This window comes from Streptomyces sp. RLB3-17, from assembly GCF_007113425.2.
GTDB lineage: Bacteria > Actinomycetota > Actinomycetes > Streptomycetales > Streptomycetaceae > Streptomyces > Streptomyces mirabilis_D.
The window spans coordinates 11173201-11192936 of record NZ_CP041610.2; the positions used below are offsets into that span (position 1 = coordinate 11173201).

General features: G+C 68.1%; 21 protein-coding genes and 2 pseudogenes. 11 read left to right on the top strand and 12 right to left on the bottom strand.

Annotated elements, in window-relative coordinates; genetic code table 11:
• Positions 1–6: 6 nt before the first annotated feature.
• On the bottom strand, positions 7–714 hold the full coding sequence (locus tag FNV62_RS50345; RefSeq protein WP_097288613.1) for a TetR/AcrR family transcriptional regulator: 708 nt from the start codon (positions 712–714) through the stop codon (positions 7–9).
• Positions 715–1174: 460 nt separating this feature from the next.
• Entirely contained in the window at positions 1175–1885 is a 711-nt protein-coding gene (locus FNV62_RS50350; protein WP_143604631.1) for a DUF6333 family protein, read from the bottom strand.
• Between the two features lie 207 nt (positions 1886–2092).
• On the opposite strand from FNV62_RS50350, the gene FNV62_RS50355 reads away from it, so the two are divergent.
• Positions 2093–4372 carry a hypothetical protein gene (locus FNV62_RS50355; protein WP_164450337.1) on the top strand — a complete coding sequence of 760 codons (2280 nt, stop codon included), beginning with the start codon at positions 2093–2095 and terminating at the stop codon, positions 4370–4372.
• Between the two features lie 122 nt (positions 4373–4494).
• Here the strand turns inward: FNV62_RS50355 and FNV62_RS50360 are convergent, their stop codons facing one another.
• On the bottom strand, positions 4495–5463 hold the full coding sequence (locus FNV62_RS50360) for a LysR family transcriptional regulator (RefSeq protein WP_164331893.1): 969 nt from the start codon (positions 5461–5463) through the stop codon (positions 4495–4497).
• Between the two features lie 118 nt (positions 5464–5581).
• Here FNV62_RS50360 and FNV62_RS50365 point away from each other — a divergent pair, with 118 nt between their 5' ends.
• Together FNV62_RS50365 and FNV62_RS50370 are read left to right on the top strand one after the other, a co-directional pair.
• Positions 5582–6433 (top strand): SDR family oxidoreductase, encoded by an 852-nt coding sequence (locus tag FNV62_RS50365; RefSeq protein ID WP_143630068.1) that lies wholly within the window; start codon positions 5582–5584, stop codon positions 6431–6433.
• A 37-nt stretch (positions 6434–6470) separates the two neighbouring features.
• Entirely contained in the window at positions 6471–6662 is a 192-nt protein-coding gene (locus FNV62_RS50370) for an SDR family NAD(P)-dependent oxidoreductase (RefSeq protein WP_143630070.1), read from the top strand.
• Positions 6663–6718: 56 nt separating this feature from the next.
• Here FNV62_RS50370 and FNV62_RS56480 read toward each other — a convergent pair.
• From FNV62_RS56480 to FNV62_RS50385, 3 genes and pseudogenes are all read right to left on the bottom strand, one after another.
• Positions 6719–6940, bottom strand: a pseudogene (locus tag FNV62_RS56480) (hypothetical protein); the annotation flags it as partial.
• Between the two features lie 66 nt (positions 6941–7006).
• Positions 7007–8476 carry a sensor histidine kinase gene (locus FNV62_RS50380; protein WP_143630072.1) on the bottom strand — a complete coding sequence of 490 codons (1470 nt, stop codon included), beginning with the start codon at positions 8474–8476 and terminating at the stop codon, positions 7007–7009.
• A complete protein-coding gene (locus tag FNV62_RS50385; protein WP_097288612.1) occupies positions 8463–9143 on the bottom strand; it encodes a response regulator transcription factor in 681 nt (226 codons plus the stop codon). The genes FNV62_RS50380 and FNV62_RS50385 overlap by 14 nt, the downstream gene beginning before the upstream one ends.
• 279 nt (positions 9144–9422) lie before the next feature.
• Between FNV62_RS50385 and FNV62_RS50390 the strand changes: the two genes are divergently transcribed.
• Positions 9423–11012: a glycosyltransferase family 39 protein gene (locus FNV62_RS50390; protein ID WP_313905098.1), complete on the top strand. Its 1590-nt coding sequence runs from the start codon at positions 9423–9425 to the stop codon at positions 11010–11012.
• On the opposite strand, the gene FNV62_RS50395 is transcribed toward FNV62_RS50390, so the two are convergent.
• Positions 10960–11346: a nuclear transport factor 2 family protein gene (locus tag FNV62_RS50395; RefSeq protein WP_225900694.1), complete on the bottom strand. Its 387-nt coding sequence runs from the start codon at positions 11344–11346 to the stop codon at positions 10960–10962. The genes FNV62_RS50390 and FNV62_RS50395 overlap by 53 nt on opposite strands.
• 196 nt (positions 11347–11542) lie before the next feature.
• Between FNV62_RS50395 and FNV62_RS50400 the strand changes: the two genes are divergently transcribed.
• On the top strand, positions 11543–11884 hold the full coding sequence (locus tag FNV62_RS50400) for a hypothetical protein (RefSeq protein WP_143630076.1): 342 nt from the start codon (positions 11543–11545) through the stop codon (positions 11882–11884).
• 159 nt (positions 11885–12043) lie between these two features.
• On the opposite strand, the gene FNV62_RS50405 is transcribed toward FNV62_RS50400, so the two are convergent.
• Positions 12044–12514 (bottom strand): hypothetical protein, encoded by a 471-nt coding sequence (locus FNV62_RS50405; RefSeq protein WP_143630078.1) that lies wholly within the window; start codon positions 12512–12514, stop codon positions 12044–12046.
• A gap of 44 nt (positions 12515–12558) precedes the next feature.
• On the opposite strand from FNV62_RS50405, the gene FNV62_RS50410 reads away from it, so the two are divergent.
• Together FNV62_RS50410 and FNV62_RS50415 are read left to right on the top strand one after the other, a co-directional pair.
• Complete coding sequence (locus FNV62_RS50410) at positions 12559–12750, top strand: hypothetical protein (RefSeq protein ID WP_143630080.1); 192 nt, start codon at positions 12559–12561, stop codon at positions 12748–12750.
• Positions 12747–12989, top strand: coding sequence for a hypothetical protein (locus FNV62_RS50415; protein ID WP_144316258.1), 243 nt, complete (start codon positions 12747–12749; stop codon positions 12987–12989). Before FNV62_RS50410 ends, FNV62_RS50415 begins: the two co-directional genes overlap by 4 nt.
• A 474-nt stretch (positions 12990–13463) precedes the next feature.
• On the opposite strand, the gene FNV62_RS50420 is transcribed toward FNV62_RS50415, so the two are convergent.
• A complete protein-coding gene (locus tag FNV62_RS50420) occupies positions 13464–14837 on the bottom strand; it encodes an IS1380 family transposase (protein ID WP_143630082.1) in 1374 nt (457 codons plus the stop codon).
• Between the two features lie 144 nt (positions 14838–14981).
• Between FNV62_RS50420 and FNV62_RS50425 the strand changes: the two genes are divergently transcribed.
• Positions 14982–15626 carry a hypothetical protein gene (locus tag FNV62_RS50425; protein WP_143630083.1) on the top strand — a complete coding sequence of 215 codons (645 nt, stop codon included), beginning with the start codon at positions 14982–14984 and terminating at the stop codon, positions 15624–15626.
• A 359-nt stretch (positions 15627–15985) separates the two neighbouring features.
• On the opposite strand, the gene FNV62_RS50430 is transcribed toward FNV62_RS50425, so the two are convergent.
• On the bottom strand, positions 15986–16525 hold the full coding sequence (locus FNV62_RS50430) for an FUSC family protein (RefSeq protein WP_054236149.1): 540 nt from the start codon (positions 16523–16525) through the stop codon (positions 15986–15988).
• Positions 16526–16780: 255 nt separating this feature from the next.
• Here FNV62_RS50430 and FNV62_RS56485 point away from each other — a divergent pair.
• A pseudogene (locus FNV62_RS56485) lies at positions 16781–16954 on the top strand (DUF6183 family protein); the annotation flags it as partial.
• A 241-nt stretch (positions 16955–17195) separates the two neighbouring features.
• Positions 17196–17840: a hypothetical protein gene (locus FNV62_RS50435; RefSeq protein WP_143630085.1), complete on the top strand. Its 645-nt coding sequence runs from the start codon at positions 17196–17198 to the stop codon at positions 17838–17840.
• Here FNV62_RS50435 and FNV62_RS50440 read toward each other — a convergent pair.
• Both FNV62_RS50440 and FNV62_RS56490 read right to left on the bottom strand, forming a co-directional pair.
• Positions 17777–18517 (bottom strand): transposase, encoded by a 741-nt coding sequence (locus FNV62_RS50440; protein WP_143630087.1) that lies wholly within the window; start codon positions 18515–18517, stop codon positions 17777–17779. The genes FNV62_RS50435 and FNV62_RS50440 overlap by 64 nt on opposite strands.
• A 104-nt stretch (positions 18518–18621) precedes the next feature.
• Positions 18622–18987, bottom strand: a complete 366-nt coding sequence (locus tag FNV62_RS56490) for a transposase family protein (protein WP_225900695.1) — start codon at positions 18985–18987, stop codon at positions 18622–18624.
• Here FNV62_RS56490 and FNV62_RS50445 point away from each other — a divergent pair.
• Entirely contained in the window at positions 18955–19443 is a 489-nt protein-coding gene (locus FNV62_RS50445) for a GNAT family N-acetyltransferase (protein ID WP_143630090.1), read from the top strand. The two genes, FNV62_RS56490 and FNV62_RS50445, sit on opposite strands and share 33 nt — an antisense overlap.
• The last annotated feature ends 293 nt before the right edge of the window (positions 19444–19736 follow it).

Sequence of the window (19736 nt, forward strand, 5' to 3'; positions counted from 1 at the left end):
CGCCGTTCAGGAAGTCGTTCCGGCCTCGGCCTTCACGGGCTCGGTGGCGATTCCGCTGACGCCGGTGATCAGCATGTCCAGGCCCAGGCTGTAGTAGGCGTCCGGGCTCGCACAGGCCGCCAGGGCGCCTGATGAGGCGATGATGTTGGGGTAGCGGCGCGGGGAGAGTGCGCCGAGCGAGGCCGCCTTGACGCGGATGGCGTCCTCGTGGGCCTCGTCATCTTCACCGTGCCGCTGGCCGGGCTCGCAGGTGACGAGGGTGACGACCGCACCGAGGAGGTAGCTGCCGATCTCGGCAGCCTGCTCCGGCGAGAACCCGGCCTGCCGCAGGTGGGAGAGGGTGCGCTCGGCGATGTTCAGGCCGGTCTCCGAGGTGAGAATGCGAGAGGTCACGAGCCCGGCCACCGCCGGGTGGGGTCGCAGGGCGGCCAGAAGCGCTTGCAGCACCGCGCGCAGCTGCTGAGGCCAGGGCTCCGTGCTTACCGGCGGCAGGTCGACGTCATTGAACAGCCGGTCGGCAATGCCGTCCAGGAGTTGGTCCTTGTCCTTGAAGTGCCAGTACAGCGCCATCGGTGACACGCCGTGGTCCTGGGCGAGACGGCGGATGGTGACCGCCTCCAGGCCCTCGGCATCCGCCAGCGCCACGGCACCGCCTGCGATGGCCTCGCGGCTGAGCCTCTCGCGCGTCCGCCCATCGCTTCCACTCTTCTTCATGGTTGACAACCATACTCTGTACATGGTCACCCGTACCTGTACGTCGACGATGTACATCGTATAGTCATGCGCTGACCGAGACGACTCAGCCGCGCACATCACCGCTGGCAGGTGAACTCATCGCGGAGGACTTCGACGGAGGGAGTCCGCAGCTTCGACAGGAGTTGCAGGAGTCCGAACGGCGAGGAGTTCTTCGGCGCTGCTGGGTGCACCCGGCCCGAGACCAGGTGATCAGCACGCGCTGGGGGCAGCGGCGAGCCCGCTTCGGTAGCGCTCGAAGACAACGCGGAATGACAGCTGCGGCCCGCGGACTTCGCCGAGGTCGTGGACGGTTCCGTCCCGTCGGCTGTCGGGCGAGGCGGGGACTGTGGGGGATGCGCGTGAGCGCGTGGGCGACCGTGCTCCGGGCGGGCTCTGTCCTCAGCCGCAAGAACCCCGGCGGTGGCACCAGGGGTGCCTGCTACGGAAACCAGACCTCGCAGATGCTGTTCTCGCCGTCCTCGCTCCGGTCGACAACGAACGCCGACTCGAAGCGCTGCTCATCCGCGTAGACGGACAGGGCGCCGCCGGTGAGCATATGGAGGAAGCCGTCGTAGTCGAAGAACCCTTCATCGCTGATGTCGTATCCCTCACCCAACGGGTCGAGGTCGATCCCCGCAGCGGCCAGCGTGGCACGCGGGTCGCCGGTGATCTCCAGCTCGTCGAAGCCCTCGACCATCAGATCCGGGGTACCGGGCACAGCAACGAGGATCTTCGTGTACGAGGCGCCGAAGTCGCGTTCGCAGACAGCGACGATTCGGGCGTCCGGATGCTTCTTCCTCTGCGCCTGGAACTCGTCCTCCAAAGCAGTGGCCATGACCCCGTCTTCGACAAGCGCCGGGTCACTGATCTTCACCGTGGAGCCCCAGGCGGCCGCGCGTACGCCGTCCAGCTCTTCCCGGTTGGCCGGGCTTCCAGGATGCCCCAGCCGGGACGGAGCGTACTCATGGTGGATCGCCGAGACGGTCGACAGGGACAGCACCGCAGCCCTGGCCGCCCCCGGGTCGTGGGCAGTGGCAGACGGCCGCTCGTTGGGCCGGAGCGGGGCCGCGAAGGGGGGATGGACGATGACCAGATGCGCGTGCCCGCTGTGACGGGGATTCACCTGCGTTCCGGGGGATACGGGACTCATGTCGCCGAGCGTATGCCGCAGCCCGCGATCCGGATGTAACGGTCCTGTGGAGAAGGGGAGTTGACCCGGTTGCCGAACCGTGTATCGGCTACGGCCGGTACGCACGTGTGTCTAGCGTGAGCTCCGTTCGTCGGCGCCACATCGACCACGGGGGCCCCTGGCGCCACGAACACCCCATGCCCTACTGGGCCCCCACGGGGACATCACGTGCCAAAACCCATACGCAACCGGCGGTTGCGTGCGCTGCGCCGGTCGGCCGTCGCACTCGCGTGCGCTTCGGTCATGGCCCTCACCGGGCTTCCCGGAATCACCTTAGCGACCGCCGCACCGAAGCCGCTGGACCCGGGCAAGCGCTGTGACGAGTTGTACGGCCTGCCCAGCAGCACCAGTCCGACCGTTGATCTGCCGGAGTTCGACGCCTCCCGCGCGAAGTCCCAGTGGGACGAATACGAGTACGTCAACCCTGCCAAGGAGTGGGACGGCCTCGGGCCGCCGTCCGCCGCCAAGGAAGCCGCACTGTCCCAGCTGACCAAGGCCCCGGCGACACAGCCTGACCGGGTCTGGTGGAGGTGGCTCCAACAGAAGGACAAATACCCCAAGTTCGAGGACTACCGGGACGCGAAGTTCATCACGAACTCCGGGAACGACCCCCGCGGCAAGGCCTTCGAACGGAAGGTGATCAAGGATCACGGGCTGGTCGGACCGGACTGGATCTGCCAGAAGGAGGTCGAGTTCAAGGACCCCGACACCGGCAAGACCTACCGGCGCAAGCTCGACGCCTTCAACACGCGCACCAAGCAGATCCTGGAGATCAAGTCCAACGGCAGCCCGGACCGTAGAGAAATCCCCAAGGACCTGGCATGGGCCAAGGACCCCAACTGGAAGGACAGTCGGGCCAAGTTCGTCTTCGCCGAGCCCCAGAAGGCCGACGCGAAGAAGTTCCTGGGAGACATGCGCCAGATCGCCGGGGACCGGGTCACCGAGTACAACTACCGCTCCGACCGCGTGGAGCTCGCCCCCAAGGGCGGACAGCGCGCCACGAGCGGTCTGCTGGAGCCCCCGGGTCAGTCCGGCACCACCCGCGGCGGCGCCACCGACCTGATCCGCGAGTCGCGGCCCACCCCGAAGGACATGGCGGAATACCTGAACCGCAGGAACGTCGCCAACCCGGGTGGTCTGCCCCGTGGCCCCGGCGGCGTCGACTTCTCCACCCTGGACCTGAAGTACATCGGCAAGCCGGTCAAGGGCAAGGGCGTCGACTTCGCGTTCGACGCGAACGAAGACCCCACCGAGAAGTCCGGATGGGGAGGCAAGGCCAAGGCGCAGCTCATCTCGGACGCGTTCTTCACCTGGCTCGCCCTGAGCCCCGACAAGTTCTGGGTCAACCTCAACCCGGATGAGCCGGACCGCATCATGGACGCCAAGTTCGGCAAGACCGACGCCGGCCGTGTGCTCCTGGAAGCCGATCTCCAGATGAAGCACGACTTCTACAAGGCCATGGACCCCGATACCGACCTCGGCAAACGCTATTGGGCGGCCCTGCCCAAGCAGAACGGTTACCCGTGCATGCCCGGCCTGCGCAACTGGATCGAGCCGAAGACCGCGCAGGTCCGCGAGCAGGACGGTGGCATCTACATCCTTGACACCCCGCTGCGTCTGAAGTCGACCGCGCAGACCACGATCACTCCCGGCCCCGGCACGCCGATCTGCACCCCGAACGAGGCCGAGACCAAGGCGGCACAGCGCGTCATCGACCAGATGATCGTCCCCGCGGTGGAGAAGACCATCAACACCGCACCCCAGTACGCCGACCTGCGGCGCGTCTACACCGCCCGTGTCGCGGCCGAGTACATTCGCCAGCAGGACGCCAAGGCGCCGACCGACTACCACAAGATCATCAACAGTGGTGATGTCTCCCGCTGGCCGCTGCGCGCGCCCAACCAGAACTGGACCCGCGAGGCCCTGTTCAACAAGTACCGGTACATCTACACCCACGGCGAGTTCGAGTACAAGATTCCTGCGAACGGCACCGTCCAGGTCTACCTCGTGGGCGGCGTCGACATGTCCAAGCAGCCCAAGCACAACGTCAGCAAGGCACGCTTCACCGCCCAGCACCGCTACCTGCCCCGACAGGCGCAGACCAGCGTGAAGACCCTCACCGACAACACCGACATGACGGGACGGGTCCTCCTCGGCGCGAACACGGCTGCCGACGACACCGGCACCTCCACACCCACACCCACGCCGACCCCGACACCGACGCACACGGGTAGGCCGACCCCCACCCCGACCCACAGCGGTGGAGGCGGCGGAAGCACGCACACCCCGCCACCCGCCACGCCCGCACCCAGCGAGCCGGGCGGTGACCTCGCGCACACCGGCAACGACTCCCCGATCGGCCTGATCTCGGGTATCGCCGCCGCCCTCGCCGTGGCCGGCGGGGCGCTCGTGTGGTGGATGCGCCGCCGCAAGACCGCCCAGGAGTAGCCTCGCGGCGGATGAACACACATGAGGGGCCGGTACGCGCAACCCGCGTACCGGCCCATCATTTTCAGCAGCCTTGGGGCTGCCGGGAACCGGCGAGTCGTTGCCGCCGCCACCGAATTCGGTCAGTCCGGCCCCACCCCGCCGGTGGTGCTGCCTCGGTGTGGCATGTCGGATGCGTGTGGGGCTTCGGGCGGGAGGAAGGCCGCTGTGTCGCGCAGCTCGCGGACGATGTCGACGAGCGCGGTGACGGCGGGGTTGGTGTTGTCGCGGCGCCAGACGATGCGGTGGTCGGCGTAGGGGCTCGGGTCGGTGAAGGGGCGGTAGACGATTCCCGCGAAGGGCCTTGCCGCGGCTGCGCTGGTGATGGTGAGTCCGATGGCCGAGCCGGTGAGCACCAAGGGGAGGAGCCGGTCGAGGCTGGAGATCTCGCGGTGGACGGTCACCGTGGCGCCGCGGGACTCGAGCTGGCTGACGAAGTGATCGTGCAGCCACGGGTTGACCTCGCGCTCGACGATGACAAGGGGCTGGTGGGACAGCTGGACGGGGTCGATCGTGTCCGAGGCCGTGAGGGGATGACCGGCGGCGAGTGCGACCACGAGCGGTTCGCGGGCCACCAGCAGTGAGGCCAGCTCGGGAGGGTGCTGGGCGGTCCAGCAGAAGCCGAGGTCGAGGCGGCGGTCGCTGAGCTCGGACAACTGGGCGGTAGTGGTCATCGGCCGCGGGGCCAGCCGGATGGCGGGAAAGCGGGCGTGGAGCGCGGGCACCGCGAGTTCGAACAGGCGCGGCCCAAGATCCTCTGCGTACCCCAGACGGAGTTCGTCGACCGTGCCGGTGGCGGCGCGGCGGCCGACGTCGAGAGCATGACGGACGGCGGCGATGGCGCTGCGTGCCTCGGGCAGGAACGCCTCGCCCACCTCGGTCAGGGTCACGCGGCGGCTGGTGCGGGTGAACAGAGGGGCGCCGAGTTCGCGTTCCAGACGGCGGATCTGCTCGCTGACCGATTGCTGAGTGACATGCATCCGGGCCGCGGCCCGGCCGAAGTGCAGTTCCTCAGCGACGGCAACGGCGTACTCCAGCTGGCGTAGCTCCATGCCCCCATATTGACAGGTTCTGCCTGTTGAACATGCGAGCGTTCGTCGTTGATCGTGCCGCGGCGCAGCGCTGTAGTGAAGGTCAGGAACCCAACCGCCCGACCTGAGGAGTACCGACATGAGGACCTGGTTCATCACCGGAACCTCCAGTGGCTTCGGCCGCCAGATGACCGAGCTGCTGCTGGAGCGCGGCGACCGAGTCGCCGCCACCTTGCGCAATCCCGTGCGCCTCGACGACCTGGCCGCGCGCCACGGCGGCCGGCTGTGGCGCGCGGAGCTGGACGTGACCGACACCGCGCACATGAGGAAGGCCGTGGACAGCGCGTTCGCCGAGCTCGGACGCATCGACGTGGTGGTGTCCAACGCCGGTTACGGTCTCATCGGCCTGGCCGAGGAGCTGACCGACGAGCAGATCCAGCGCCAGATCGACACCAACGTGATCGCACCCATCCAGCTCGCCCGCGCGGTGACGCCATACCTGCGCGCCCAGGGCGGCGGCAATCTCCTGCAGACCTCCAGCATGGGCGGCCACATCGCCTTCCCCGCCATGTCGCTCTATCACACCAGCAAGTGGGGCATCGAGGGCTTCTTCGAGGCGTACGCCCTGGAGACCGAGCCGTTCGGCATCCACACCACGTTGATCGAACCGGGCATGGTCGCCACCGACTTCTACGGCGCGGCGGACATCACCCCTTCAACGCTGCCCGCCTACGCCGGCACGCAGGCCGCGGACTTCACCCACGGCAAGAACAGCGTCCCCCTGGAGGCCATGCCCGGTGACCCGCGAAAAGTCGCCGAAGCCATGATCCGCATCGGCGACCTCAAGGAGCCGCCGCGGCGTCAGCTCCTCGGTTCCGACGCCTACAGCCTGGTCCACGACGCCCTCACCGCTCGGCTGGAAAGCGCTGAGGCCCAGCGCGAGATCGCCTTCTCCACCGACCGGGACGACTTCACCCCACCCTCGCAGTGACGCCCTGTTGCCGACCCACCGGAAAGGACATCCGCGCATGCCCCGCTTCACCGACAGGACCGTCATCATCACCGGCGCCGCCGGTGCCTTGGGCATCGGCATGGTCCGCCGCTTCGCCGCCGCGGGCGCCCGCGTGGTCATCGGGGCCCGCCAACGGGAGCAGGTCGCCGACCTGCCCAGCTCGACGTCACCAGTGAACAGGACTGGACCGCTGCCGTGCCACCGGTGAGCTCATCGTCGGCATCGACGACCAGCCGATTCCGCGCCTGGCCGACGTCGACGAGATCAGCAGCCTCGTGCTGTTCGTCGCGTAGGACGACGCGGGCTACTCGACCGGCGTGGAGTTCGTCGCCGACGGCGGCTACCTACTAGGGCCCGTCCTCGCCGCGAAGTCGTGACTCTCCGCGCTTCGGAGAGGTGCGGCCGGGTCTCGTAGTCGCGAGCGAGATGACGGTGGTGCATGAGTCGGCCCCAGGTCCGCTCGACGACCCGGCGTCGCGGGATCACCTGGCACGCGAGATGTCTCCAGCCTCGGTCCATGAAGGCCCTGCCGCTCGCACCGCGGAGGGCACATTATTCTCCGGCTGGGCTGGGCGCCTCGGGCAGGCGCAGCAGAAAACATGCGCCCGGTGTCCGGCCCGTGAGGGTGAGCGTGCCGTGGTGACAGCGGGCGAGGTCGCGGGCGATGGCGAGCCCCAGTCCGGTGCCGCCGGAATCGCGCGAGCGGGCGTCGTCGAGCCGGGTGAAGCGTTCGAAGATTCGCTCAACGTCCCCGGCGGGCACGCCCGGTCCGTCGTCGCGCACCGTGGTGACGACCCAGCCGCCGTGATTCCGGACGGTGATCAGGATGTGCTCCGCGGCATGGCGGACGGCGTTGTCGACGAGGTTGCGCAGCAGCCGCTCGAGTTCGTTCCGGTTGCCGTGAACGAGTGCGGGACCAGTGGTGTCACATGTGAGGGACAACGGACGGTCGGCAAGCGGGTATTGCTCGGTCAGTAGGGAGGCGAGAGCTGCCAGGTCGACCGTGGCGGGCCTGGCCACCGGGACGCGGGCATCGAGGCGGGCAAGGAGCAGGAGATCCTCGGCAAGAGCCTGGAGCCGGCGGGTCTGCCGTGCGGCGGTGGTGGTCGCGGCAGGCCAGTCGGTGCGCTCGGGATAGGCGAGCGCGACTTCCAGGCTCGCCAGCAGCGTGGTGAGGGGACTGCGCAGTTCGTGGGCGGCGTCCGCGACGAAGCGCCGCTGCTGGGTGGCGGCGTCGTCGAGGCGCTGAAGGGTGACGTTGATGGTGCTGGCCAGGGCGGCGATCTCGTCACCCGTGTCGGGGACGTCGACGCGTTCGCGGGGGTCGGTCGCGGTAACCGAGGCGGTGCGGGCGCGGATGGCCTCGACCGGCCGCAGGGCGAGCCGGGTGGCGGTGTAGGCGACAGCGGCGATCAGGACGAGACCGGCGATCCCGGCGCGCAGCAGCAGGCCGTCGGCGGTCGTGACGACCGCCTCGGCGGCCTGCGGGGCCAGGACGACGTAGACCCGTAGCCTGGCGTCGTCGGTGACGCCCAGGGCGGCGGCCTTGGCATGGCCGAGTGCGCGGGCCTCGACGTCGGCGGTCATGGCCCGGAAGGTCCGGTCGGACAGGTCGGCACTGCCGTACACGTCGTCGTGCCGCGCGGGCATGCGGACGGTACGGATGTTCCACTCGGGCTGTCCGGCCACCGGCGGGGCGGGCAGCACGTGCCGGGTTCCGGAGTCGAAGCCGTCCATGACGAAGCTGTGGGCGACTGACGAGCGGCGGCCGGTGGCGACGATCTCGTAGGGCAGGGCACTTCTGTCGTCAGGAGCGACCCCCTGCTCCAACTGCCCGACGAGTCCCCAGAGTTGTTCCTGGGCCTGCGCCGTGGTGGTGTCCATGCTCTGGCGGTACACGTCACGGTGGACCCACCAGCCGATGCCGACCAGGACGACGGCGGCGGCCGAGGCGGCGGCGAGGGCGGCGCGGGCCCGTACCGAACGCGGCCACCAACGGCGCCGCGGCTCAAGCGCGTTCACGGTCGTCCACCAGCCGGTAGCCGATACCCCGGACGGTCTGCAGGGACCGCCGGTCGAACGGGGCGTCCACCTTCTTGCGGAGCGCGCTGACGCGCGCCTCCACCAGGTTGGGGTCCCACGCCTCGTCGGGCCACGCATGATGCAGCAGGTCATCCTTCGAGACCGCCTGTCCCGCCCGGCGGGCCAGCAGCTCCAGCACCGCGAACTCGCGGGGCGTGAGGTCCACCCGGGTGCCGGCCCGGCGGCAGACGCGGGTGGCGACATCCACCGAGAGGTCGCCCACGGCAAGGACCGGTGGTGCGGTCGTGGGAGCCCGCCGCACCAGGGCGCGCAGCCGCGCGACGAGCACCACGTAGGAGAACGGCTTGGCCAAGTAGTCGTCGGCCCCGGTGTCCAGGGCCTCGGCCTGATCCCACTCGCCGTCCTTCGCGGTGAGCACCAGGATGGGAGTCGTGTTGCCCTCGCGGCGCAGCTGGGCGCACACCTTGTAACCGTTGAGTCCGGGCAGCATCAGGTCCAGGACGACGAGAGCGTATTCGCCGGTGCGGGCCATCCACAGTCCCTGTCGTCCGTCGTGGGCGAGATCGACGGTGTAGCCCTCGGCGGTCAGACCGGTGTGCAGGGTCCGAGCGAGATCCATCTCGTCTTCGATCACCAAGATGCGCATGCTGTGCAGCGTCGCACAGTCCCCGCACGGCTTCCTGATGCCGTGATCAGGTTGGGTCAGCATCGGGTCAGCAGAGGCCGGGCACGCTGACGGCGCCCTTGTTGCCTCTGAAAGACCCTGCTGCCGATGCCTTGTGACGACCGCGGCCCCGCCGTACCCGGGACAGTCGCCCCTCCTGGACCCGCAGCCCTGCTCGGTGAGCTGAGGCTGTGAGCTTTTTCTTCGCTTTCACCGCTCCGTCTGCTCACTTCCCGCGTCCCCGTCCACGCGGTCCAAGACTTGGAGTTCGAGATCAGTACCATCCGTGAGCAAGCACCGCAGCCGGCAAAGGCTGCCCTGTTCTCCAGCGGCCGCACCCGATTCCGCACCAAGGCCTGTGTCGCGATGGTGCCCATGACCGTGACGTTCACGCTTGGACTGTGGGGCATCCGCAGGCAGAACAGTATGTGGGGCGACGAGTCCGTCACCTATCAGCTCGCGCACCGCGATCTGACCCAAATATGGCGCACCGCCCAGCACGTTGATCTGGTCCACGCCTTCTACTACGCCATCATGCACGGAATCTACGGCCTCGTCGGTGGCGGTTTGCTGACATTGCGGCTGCCGTCGGTGCTGGCGATGTCCGCGGCAGCCGCCGGAGTCGGACTTCTGGGGCTACGCCTGGCGGGACCTCGCGCCGGGCTGCTGGCCGGACTGGTGTTTCCCCTTGTCCCGCAGATCCAGCAGTACACACAAGAAGGCCGTTCCTACGCCATGGTGTGCGCCCTCGTCACCTGGGCGACCTATGCGCTGGTCGCCTGCGTCGTACGCCACACGCGGTGGCGGTGGACGGCCTACGGCTCCACCATGCTGCTTGCCTGTCTGCTCCATGAGTTCGCTGTCTTCGCCCTGGCCGCACACGGCATCACGTTGCTCGTATCCGGCGTTCCACGTCCAGCGTTGAGGGCGTGGAGCGTGACCGTCGCGTGCATCGTGGTCGGGCTGCTGCCGCTGGCCATCCGCAGTTCGGGGGAGTCGGGACAGGTTTCCTGGATCGCCTGGCCCGATCCGGTGCAGTTTCTGGGGTTCTTGGCCATGGTGACCGTGGGCATGAGATGTGTCCGGCGTCCGATGAACGTCAGGGGGGCGATGCAACTGCCGGCCCTGGCCCTGCCGATCCTCGTACTCCCCGGCCTCCTGCTGCTGCTTCTCTCACCGGTCAAGCCTCTTTTTGTCGACCGATACGTTCTCTACAGCAGTATCGGATTCGCGTTGCTGCTGGGTGCAGGGATCGATCGTTTCCACAGACGGCAGCCGTCTTCTCGGACTTCGTGGGTCGCAGCCCTTGCGGTGCTGGCCGCGCTCCTCCCGCCGAGCCTTTACCTGCGGATGCCCCAAAGTCGACACGATGATGTGATCGCCATCGGCAACGCCGTACGGCATGCAGGTCGTTCCGGCGACGGACTGCTCTATCTGCCGGGCCGGCACCGAGTCTGGACGGGAGCCACCCCTGAAGACACCCGGTTCCTGACGGATCTTGCCCTGGTCCAGGACCCCACTTCTTCGAACACGCTCGCCGGAATCGAGCTTCCCGCCCAAGACATACCGGCACGCATTCTGAAATTCAGCCGGATCGTCGCGGTCCGCGATCCAGAGGGTGCACACTCGGACACGAACTCCCAGGAGGAAGCAAAAACAAGGACCTTGAAGCGCTATTTTCGTGAGTGTGGAACAACTCGTGTCACAGGGGCGCGCATTACGGTGTACGTCCGCAAGGTGGCGCTGTGTCGAGAAGACGATCAACGCCTTGCAGCGGTTGAAAGGTCAAAGAAAGAACTCAGAGCCGGGGCATCGAGTCCACCCATTTGGCACGCCAGGCGGGCGGAGTGAACGGCTCCGCGAAGTACTGGGTCTCGTGGGCGACCTTGCCGTCGTGGAATTCCATAATGCTGATCGTGGATGCCGGTTTCCCGTCGTAGTCGATCACATATTCGGTGATCCACAGATCCCCACTACCGAGAATCCGGCGGACGGTGAAGCTGAGCTTGGCCGGGTGGTGTGAGCGCAGCGCCTGTAGATTGCGGCGACCGTGGATGCGCTCACCCGACTGGGGATAGTCAGTGATGACGTCGTCGTGATAGATCTCGTGCTCGGCGTCCTGGTCCCCGGCAGCAGACGCTGCCCAGTGCCGGTCCAGCGCCGCTCGAGTCTCCTGGTCTCCCACCGCGTTCCCTCCGATCGCAGAAGTATCGGACGAGATCCATCCAGGCCGTGTCCTCATTGTCCTCCGGGACTACGTCCCGGGCCAGCCGCAGCGGGCACTGCGCCAGGGCGATCGGTGAAATCATCACGTTGAGAAAGCTTCATTGGGCCGGGAATCCCAATCCGAGGTGCCGGCCGCCGAGCCTGATCCCCGCCGTGTGCGCGGGCGCCGGTACCACCTCGGCGTGCTGCCGGCCCTGTGCCTGACGAGGGTGCTCGGCGAAGCCCGCTTCCAGGCGCAGACCGCTGGGTACGCAGCGGACACCGCTTCGGAGGTCCGCGCCGGACTCGACCCGGACAGCCAGGCGGTGCGCGGCTCGCGCGCCGGCAGCAAAACGGCGGTTCCCCCGCCAGCTGCCGCCCTGCACGGCGGCCAGACCGTCATCGCCCAGCCCCAGGTAGCGGCCAAAAGCAACGAGATCCCGGCGTTCACCGCGCTGTTGGCCCGCTTCGACCTGCGCCGCGTGGTCGTCACCGCCGACGCGAGGCCCTACGGCTGAAGGTGTGCACCGTCCAAGCCGGACCGCTCTTCCCCCACGCCCTCCAAGCCTCTTCCTCACGCCCTCCGAGCCGTCGAGATCAAGCGACGTCGCGTCTACACCAAGACGGGCGACGTCCAGACGAAGACGGTCTACGCCGTCACGCCGGCTGGACCAACATCACCCCCTCGGCCGACCACTACCGGTCGACGGCGTCTGTCCGGATGCCGTGTCACCCGTAGTGAGTGCGTGACGGCTGGACCAGGTCAGGGCCGCAGTTGCGGTCAGGGCGAGGAAGGGGATGATGAAGCTGGCTCGTGGGCCGCCTGGACCGTCGACGAGTCGGCCGACCGCGGCGGCGGAGACGGCGATGCCCGCCGCGCTCGCGGAGTTCGTCCAGGTGAAGGCCTGGGTCAGGACCGACCGGTCCATGACCGACTCGATAAGCGTCGAGGAGACGATGATGCACGGAGCGACGCCCGCACCGGGGAGAAGGAGGGCAAGGCCGAGCTGCCAGGGGGAGTTGGCCAGGAGCGGCAGCAGCGATGCGCAGGCGAGAAAGGTCAGGATCAGGGGCAGCTGGGCCGCGGGCGGGGTGTGCCGGCGGTGTCGCCCGTAGGCCAGACCCGCCAGCAGGCTTGCCGCGCTCATCAGTCCGTACAGGAGCCCGGCTGCCGAGGAGGAAGGCGGCTTCGTTGCTGAACGTTTCGAGTGCGAAGGCCGGGGTGAGTTCGGCCCTGCCGTGCAGCAAGGCCGACCAGCGGGCCGCGGAGAGCGCACCGAACTGCGGGATGGTCGTCCCGGTGGCGAGGCCGGCCGCCATCAGCGGGAGCGCCGGCGCCCCCGTCAAGGCCAGCGCGACCAGGGCGGCGATCGCACCGGCGTGAGCGCACAGGAGGGGGACGAGGACGCGCGGCTGTCCGAAACGGTCCATGAGACGGGCCGTCTGCGGGCCCACCAGGGTCTCCGCCACGGCGAACGAGCCAGTGACCAAGCCGGCCACCCCGAACGACCCGGTCTCGGCATGGACCAGCCAGACGATGCCGAGGCCGGCCATGGCCACCCCGACCCGGGCAGGAGCCGAGGCCAGGAAGAAGGCCGTCGTGCCAAGGGTCTGCAGGGCTGAACGGTAGGAGACGGTTTCCGTCCGAACCAATACGGTATGGCGAAATCCCCGTACGCTACGGCGGAAATCCGGTGCGGTACGACGAAACCAGTGCCGCGGAGTCACGGTGAACCTTCCGCTGCGCGGTGGGACGGTCCGGGCGGACGGCGCCCGTCGTGGGCACCGCCCCCCCGCCGCCAGGAGTCGTCCATGATGACGTCGACAGGGCGGAATCGAAGTCCGCGTCGGCGTCGGCTCCAGCGCCGGCAGAAACGTCGAGTGCTGAGATCGAGGAATCGAGATCGAAGAGGGGGTCGGGCAGAAGAAGACACTAGCCTTGATCTTTCGTGACCGTCCGTCGGTCTGCCATGCGGGCCGTTTCGGCCGTTCGGGCTGATGGTGGGCATGGCTGCGGCCGGGCTGTCGCGTCGGGTGGGCGCCGGATTCCACGGCTCCGGCAGGGGGTGTCTCGTCGGGACGGGGCGCCGTTGCTGGTCAGCCGGGGTTCGGTAGCGCCTGGAGCCGCTCGAACGCGGTGGTGATCACGTGCGTCCAGGGCCAGTGGCGGGCCGGACGGAGCCGGCGGCGGCCGGTGGTGACCAGCTGAGCGGCGGCGGAGAACAGCCGCAGCCGCAATCGCTTGGGCTCCCATCGGCGGGCTGCGCCGCTGAGGGCGAGCATCGGCAGCCAGGCGAGCAGGTCCAGAGCGATCTGGACGATCTCCAGCCAGACGCGGTTCTGGGCGGCGTCGTGCAGAGGGAGGTTGCGCAGTCCGGTGTCGCGGGCGGCACGGATGCGGTCCTCGGCCCTGGCCCGCTGGCGGTGCCGCAGCTCCAGCCGCGCGATCGGAACGTCGATCGTGTTGGTCGCGAAGCACGTGATCCGCATGCCGTCGGCGTCGGTGATCCGCAACTGGGCGCCCGGATGTGGTCGTTCCTTGCGCACGATCAACCGCATGCCCTTCGGCCAGCCATTGAGCACGTCGCCCGCGAGCTCTGCAACCCAGGCTCCGTCGCTTACGTTGCCGTCCGGTTCGATCGCGGGCGTCCAAGCGGCGGCGGGGACGAGGAGGACGGCCTGGTGGATCGCGTCGGTATTGACCATCCCGACCGAGTAGGACAGCCAACGTCCCCGTGCGGTGAGCCGGTTCAGGAAGTCGTGGGTGCCGCCGGCGGAGTCGGTGCGGATCAGGGTCCGTCGCCCGCGCCGGTGCCTATTCGGCAGCTGAGCCAGCGCCAGGCGGGCCGCTTCGATGTGGTCGGCGGCGGTGTTGCTGCCTGCATTGCCAGGCCGCAGCAGGCCCGCGACCGGCTCGCCGGAGCCCTCGGAACCGTGGTCGACGAACGCGAACAGCGGGTGGTGTCCGAAGGTCTTCTTCCAGGTCGCGGCGGCGTCCTGATACTCCGAGTGGGCCAGAACCAGCACGCCGTCGATGTCCACGATCACCTGGCCGCCTGCGTGCGGCGACGCCTCACCGGCCAACGTCCAGACCCGCTCGCGGACTTCGGCCCGTGCCTTCCGCAAGGCCACCAGTCCACCGGGACCGGTAGCGGCGAGGGTGTCGACCAACCGGGACACAGTCGGGTCCGAAGCGACCGGCCCGAACATTCCAGGCTCCGCCCGCAGTATCGCCACATCCGTCAGGCAGTCACCGCCCAGCGCGACCGCCAGGGCAAGGTCAAGCAGGATCTTGCCCGGATCGTGCACCGCCCGCGGCTTTCGCCACGGCGCGAGCGCCGCCGACAGCGCGGCGTCCAAGCCGGTCCGGCGGGCGGTCTCCACCAGCAGCACCCCGCCGCCCTGCGTGATCACCCCGTTGCCGCCACCCGACATCCGCAGCCGCGGGTAGGAACCGATACGCTGGCTCACCTGAGAAGTGCCTCCGGCCGGTGCGGGAACAGGGACCTCGACAATCCTCATTCTTGCAGGTCAGAGGCACTTTTCGGTTAGCTGATCACCTGAGGGACAGTTCACCTCGTCGAGGCGCGGGGTGGGTAGAGGGGGATAGGCGCGATGACGTCGCAAGGCTCTCAAGAGGCCGCCGCAAGGGCTCGGTCGGTCTGGACGCTCACACCGCTGGAGAGCGTCGGGCCGTTGCGGTTCGGCATGAGCATGGATGAGGCCGCGACGGCGCTGCCGGAGGCCTCTGAGCTGCGCCGGTTCCAGGCGGAGCCCTTTCGCCCAGAGGTCGTGGGTATCCAGTTGGGGCTTAGCCCGGCGGAACCCACCGTCTACGAGTACTTCGATGGCTCCGGCCGACTGTTCTGCGTTGCGACTGATGCCGTTCGCGGGCCGCAGATCATGCTGAACGGGATGGAGTTGGCCGGCGGCGACCCGGCCGAGCTGGAGAATTGGCTGTTCGATCTCCCCGACTCGATGGGCGGCGTGTCCTATGGACCGCGCGGTAACCCCGGGATCAACGACTTGGGCCTGGTCCTGCGAGTGCAAGACACGGCACGCGGACTGGTGACCCGGCCGGTGCTGATCGGCCGCGACTGGGCCGATCGCTGCGTCGACGACTGGGAAGGCGCGATCCCGGAATGCGAGTGGGTGGGCCACATGTGGCCCCACCCATCGTTCCCCGGAGTACGCGTCTGGCCTTCAGACGAAGCCGGATACACAGCGGCCTGGGCAGGTCGATGGTCGCCGCCGTTCTAACTGGACCAACTCCCGAGCCGCCGTACGTTCGGGCGGCACAGCCGTTGCTCACCGGAGAAGTGCTCCCGACCGGTGCGGAAGGAGGACCTCGGCCATGCTCGTTTTCGCTGGGCAGAGGCTCTTCTCCTTCAGTCGATCACCTGCCGGACATCCCATCTCGTGAAAGCACGAGGCTAGTGGCGACTGCACGTCACGGGAACCGCACCTGCGGGAAATGGTGTGACAACTCCATGGCTTCGGCGTCGGCGCGGCCGGCCGGGAGAGCAGGGCCCGCGATGCCGGGTCGCCAACGACTGAGGCGTGCGTGGCGCGGAGGGCGAACGACGCGGCGCCCGGAGATCGAGGCGATGTTCAGGAGGTCAGCCGGGCGGATCTGCCTGCGGCCCTTCGTGCTGAGAACGGCGGCCTCCCCGCCTCCCTCTGCCGATCTCGTTCAGGAGGATCGCCACAGCGACACCGGCCGCCACACCGATGATGGTGTCGGCCAGTCGCAGGATCGGCTCCTTCCATGCCTCCCGCGGGCTGAGACTTGCGACGACCATGATGACCGTGGTGCTGATGGCCGCGGTCACCTCGGCGTCGGGCTGGCCGATCAGTCCGGGGATCAGCACGCTGATCGCCACAAGCAGAGCGAGGCCCCAGGGGTGGAAGGGCCAGATCGCCAAGTAGGCCAGACACAGCGCGAAGCTCACGAGCGTCGCCGACATGCGGGCGAACGCCGCATGGAGGCTCTTCTGCCGGCTCGCCCGCAGCACAAAAATCGTGGCGATCACGGCACACATACCGCCGAGTCGACCGTCTTCGTGTGACAGATGGACGTCCGACATGATGGTGACGGTCAGCCAATAGCTGAGCAGGCTGGCCAAGCCGACCGTCACGGCATAGCTCAGCGTCTTCACAGACGCCGTCCTCAGTAGGTCTGCCTTCACCGGCTCCCTCCGACCACGGTTGCTGGATTGACGATGCGATCGAAGGGGGTCATCGGTTCTCCGATTGATCAGCCTGGAGCGTGTTCTGCATCGCAAATACCTCTGAGGATCAAAATGCGCTCGGAGGATATCCGGTTCTCGATGAACACAGCGATGCGTCGCGGCACTCCAGGCGTGCCGCGACGCATCGCGTGATGGCCTCTACGAGTAGATCTCAGCGGCGCTCCGGAGGGCGCGAACGCGGACGAGGCGGAGCGCCATGCCAGGCAGAGCACATGGTTCCACTTCGAGGCCGATACCGACTGGTTCCACAACGACATCGGCTCCGACTACGGCTTAGCCGCACTCTCCCCTGACTGCCGCCGGATCGCCGTGCTGGCGGCGACGGACACCGACTAGAGACACAGTCCGTTGCCGGTGCCCGGCGCGCACCTCGTGGGCGGCATCGTGCCGGCCGTCTCTCACGCGCTGAGCGGCAGGAAGTCCTCCACCGCCCGCATGTGCTCGCCAGGTAAAGGACGTTGGTGGGGCTACTTGAATCTGGTTCCGGCAGCATTTTCGTGAAGGGCACTGCCGGGGCGAGACCTTGGGCCGCCAAAGTGAAGTGCGATGCGGGCTCGGCAGGCCGCAGCGTCCTGGGATGAGCAGCTTCAACACGCACCAGAGACGGGTCTACGACGAGGGCCGGCCCGCGCGTGTCCGGCATACAAATCTGCGTTCTTGCCTCGTCCACTTCGCGCCTTATGGCTTCCGAGCCACCTATCACCACCTCTGCGTCAGTGCGGGGATTCCCAAGAATCTGGAGAAGGATCCGAGCTCCCTGATACGCGCCGTCGAGGAGCTGCACCACGCCCGACAGCTCTGGCTCGCTGACGAACGTGCCTATGCCAACAGTCGCCGAGCGGACAAAGCGCGCGGCTTTCGGCAGGTGAAAGCCGACGAGTCCTGGCGGGGCTGGCAGCGTGGGTGGGGGAACATCGCCTACTGTCCCGAGCCGACGATCCATCCCGACGAGCCGCTGCCAGTGGTTGTCGAGCGGGTGCTCAGTTCGTCGGTCCCGCCCGATGAAGCTCATGCGCTGACGTGCCGTGTGTGCGGAAGCCGGGACAACACCAGCGCCTGGCACGACGGCGTCTACCGGATCCATCAGCTGTGCAGGGAATGCGGGGTCAGCCTCGCGGTGCGGCGGGCCGAAGCGCCCGACCCGCTGTTGGCGGCCGATCACGCCCGGCAGTGGAAGGAAATCTGGAGGTTGCGCAACGCATCTCCGCGCGACCCGAGGTGAGTTTCGGCACGGGGGTCGGCACCACGGTGGGGTGAGAATTCACGCTCGGAGGCGTGCGTTTCTCGCGGTGGGAGGTTCTCATGTGGTCGCATGGTCCACCCGGTGATCTTGCGGGGCGCAGGGATGGAACAACGGGTGTTGTGTGCGGCGAACTCGGCCTGCGGATACGGCTTGATCCGGTCGAAGGGTACGTCCCTGCGGTCGCGGGCGGATGCGAGCAGGACGTCGAAGATGGTGTCGCGGTAGCGGCGCACGGCCCTGCGGTCCAGCCCGAAGCGGCGGGCGATCCCGCTCAGCGGGTAGCCGACGTCGACCATCCGGCTGATCTCCTCGTGGCGCCGTACGAACCGGTCCACGATCAAGGTCGGCGGTTGGGCCTCCTGCGCTGGCATCCTCGGCCCGGCCCGCTGGGTGCGTTCGGCATACTTCCGCAGGCAGGGGCGATGCTCATGGCAGGTCCTCTCCACCGCGAGCGTGAGGTTGCGCAGCAGGTGCCAGCGATCTGCCACTTCGATTGCCTGCGGGGCGGCTTCTTTGACGGGCCGGGCATAGGCACTTGCCCGGTCACGGCACATCACCTCGACCCCAGGGTGATCGTGCAACCAAGCGACCGGCGTCTCGGAGGTCCGGTCCGGAAGGACGTCGACCGGGTGTCGGCCATCGACATCGACAACGATGGTTCCTTCACAGCCGTGCGCCGACCGACCCGGCCACCCAACTCTGCCGCGACAGCTCGGAGCCGGCTCCGTAGTTCAGTATTGGTGGTGGCGTTCCGTCAGGCCTAGCCTTCCTCAACGAACCTACAAACCAGGCAGGTTGGAGCATCCTGGAAGAACCGGCGAACGGTCAGGCGGACCAGCCACGGACGACCGCCTACAGGGCAGTCGGCCAGAGTGGGACGGTAGCGGCTGTGCACCCGACGGGATACCGCACCACAGTCCGGGCACGGTCTCGAAGGGTGGGTACTCAACGCATCCACGGAGATTCCACTTTGCCGGCACCGCCGTGTCGCTTGGCCGTTGTGCCCACATGACGTTCGCCAAGCGCCAGGCAGGCCGGCGGGCCCGGCGGAAACCCAGGTGGCCTCAGCGCACCATCTGGGTAGAGTCGAGCCATGCCCGAGCTGCAGCGGCTTCAGGCCGACCATGCGTCGGCGGTCCTGGCCTTCGAGCTGGCGAACCGCACCTACTTCGCTGCCGCGGTCTCCGACCGCGGCGACGACTACTTCGACCAGTTCACCGACCGGTACAACGCCTTGCTGGCTGAGCAGGAGGCAGACACCTGCGCCTTCTATGTGCTCGTCGCCGAAGACGGCTCGGTGCTCGGCCGGTTCAACCTGGTCGACATCGAGGATCACACCGCGGAACTCGGCTACCGGGTCGCGCAACACGTTGCCGGGCGGGGCGTGGCGACCGCGACTGTCCGGAACCTGTGCCAGCTGGCGGCGACGCGGCACGGGCTGCACACACTCAGGGCGGCTACTGCACGCGAGAATGCCGCGTCACAGAAGGTGCTGACCAAAGCCGGGTTCGTCCCGGTCGGCCCTGCCGACCCGGCCGATGTCGGCGGCAAGCCAGGCACCTGGTATCAGCGAGACCTCTAGCCTTGTCCCGCCAACCGCCCCTGGAGCGCGACCCGTTGGGACCGACCGCGGCCCGGCACTGGCCGTGCTGCCGTCAATCCGTCACCATCGCGCTTCTCGCGCCGCCGGGAGGCCGCATGTTCCTCCGTCCCCGCAGCCGTCCCCGACGTCATTCCGCCGCGAAGGACTCCGTGACCGTTAGCTGACCGCTGCTGATCACCGGGTCCGCCGACCGGACGGTCGGCGGACCCACACACGCTGCTCGCCCGCCACTCTCTCCATCAGCCGCGGGATGACGCCGTCTCGGAGGATTG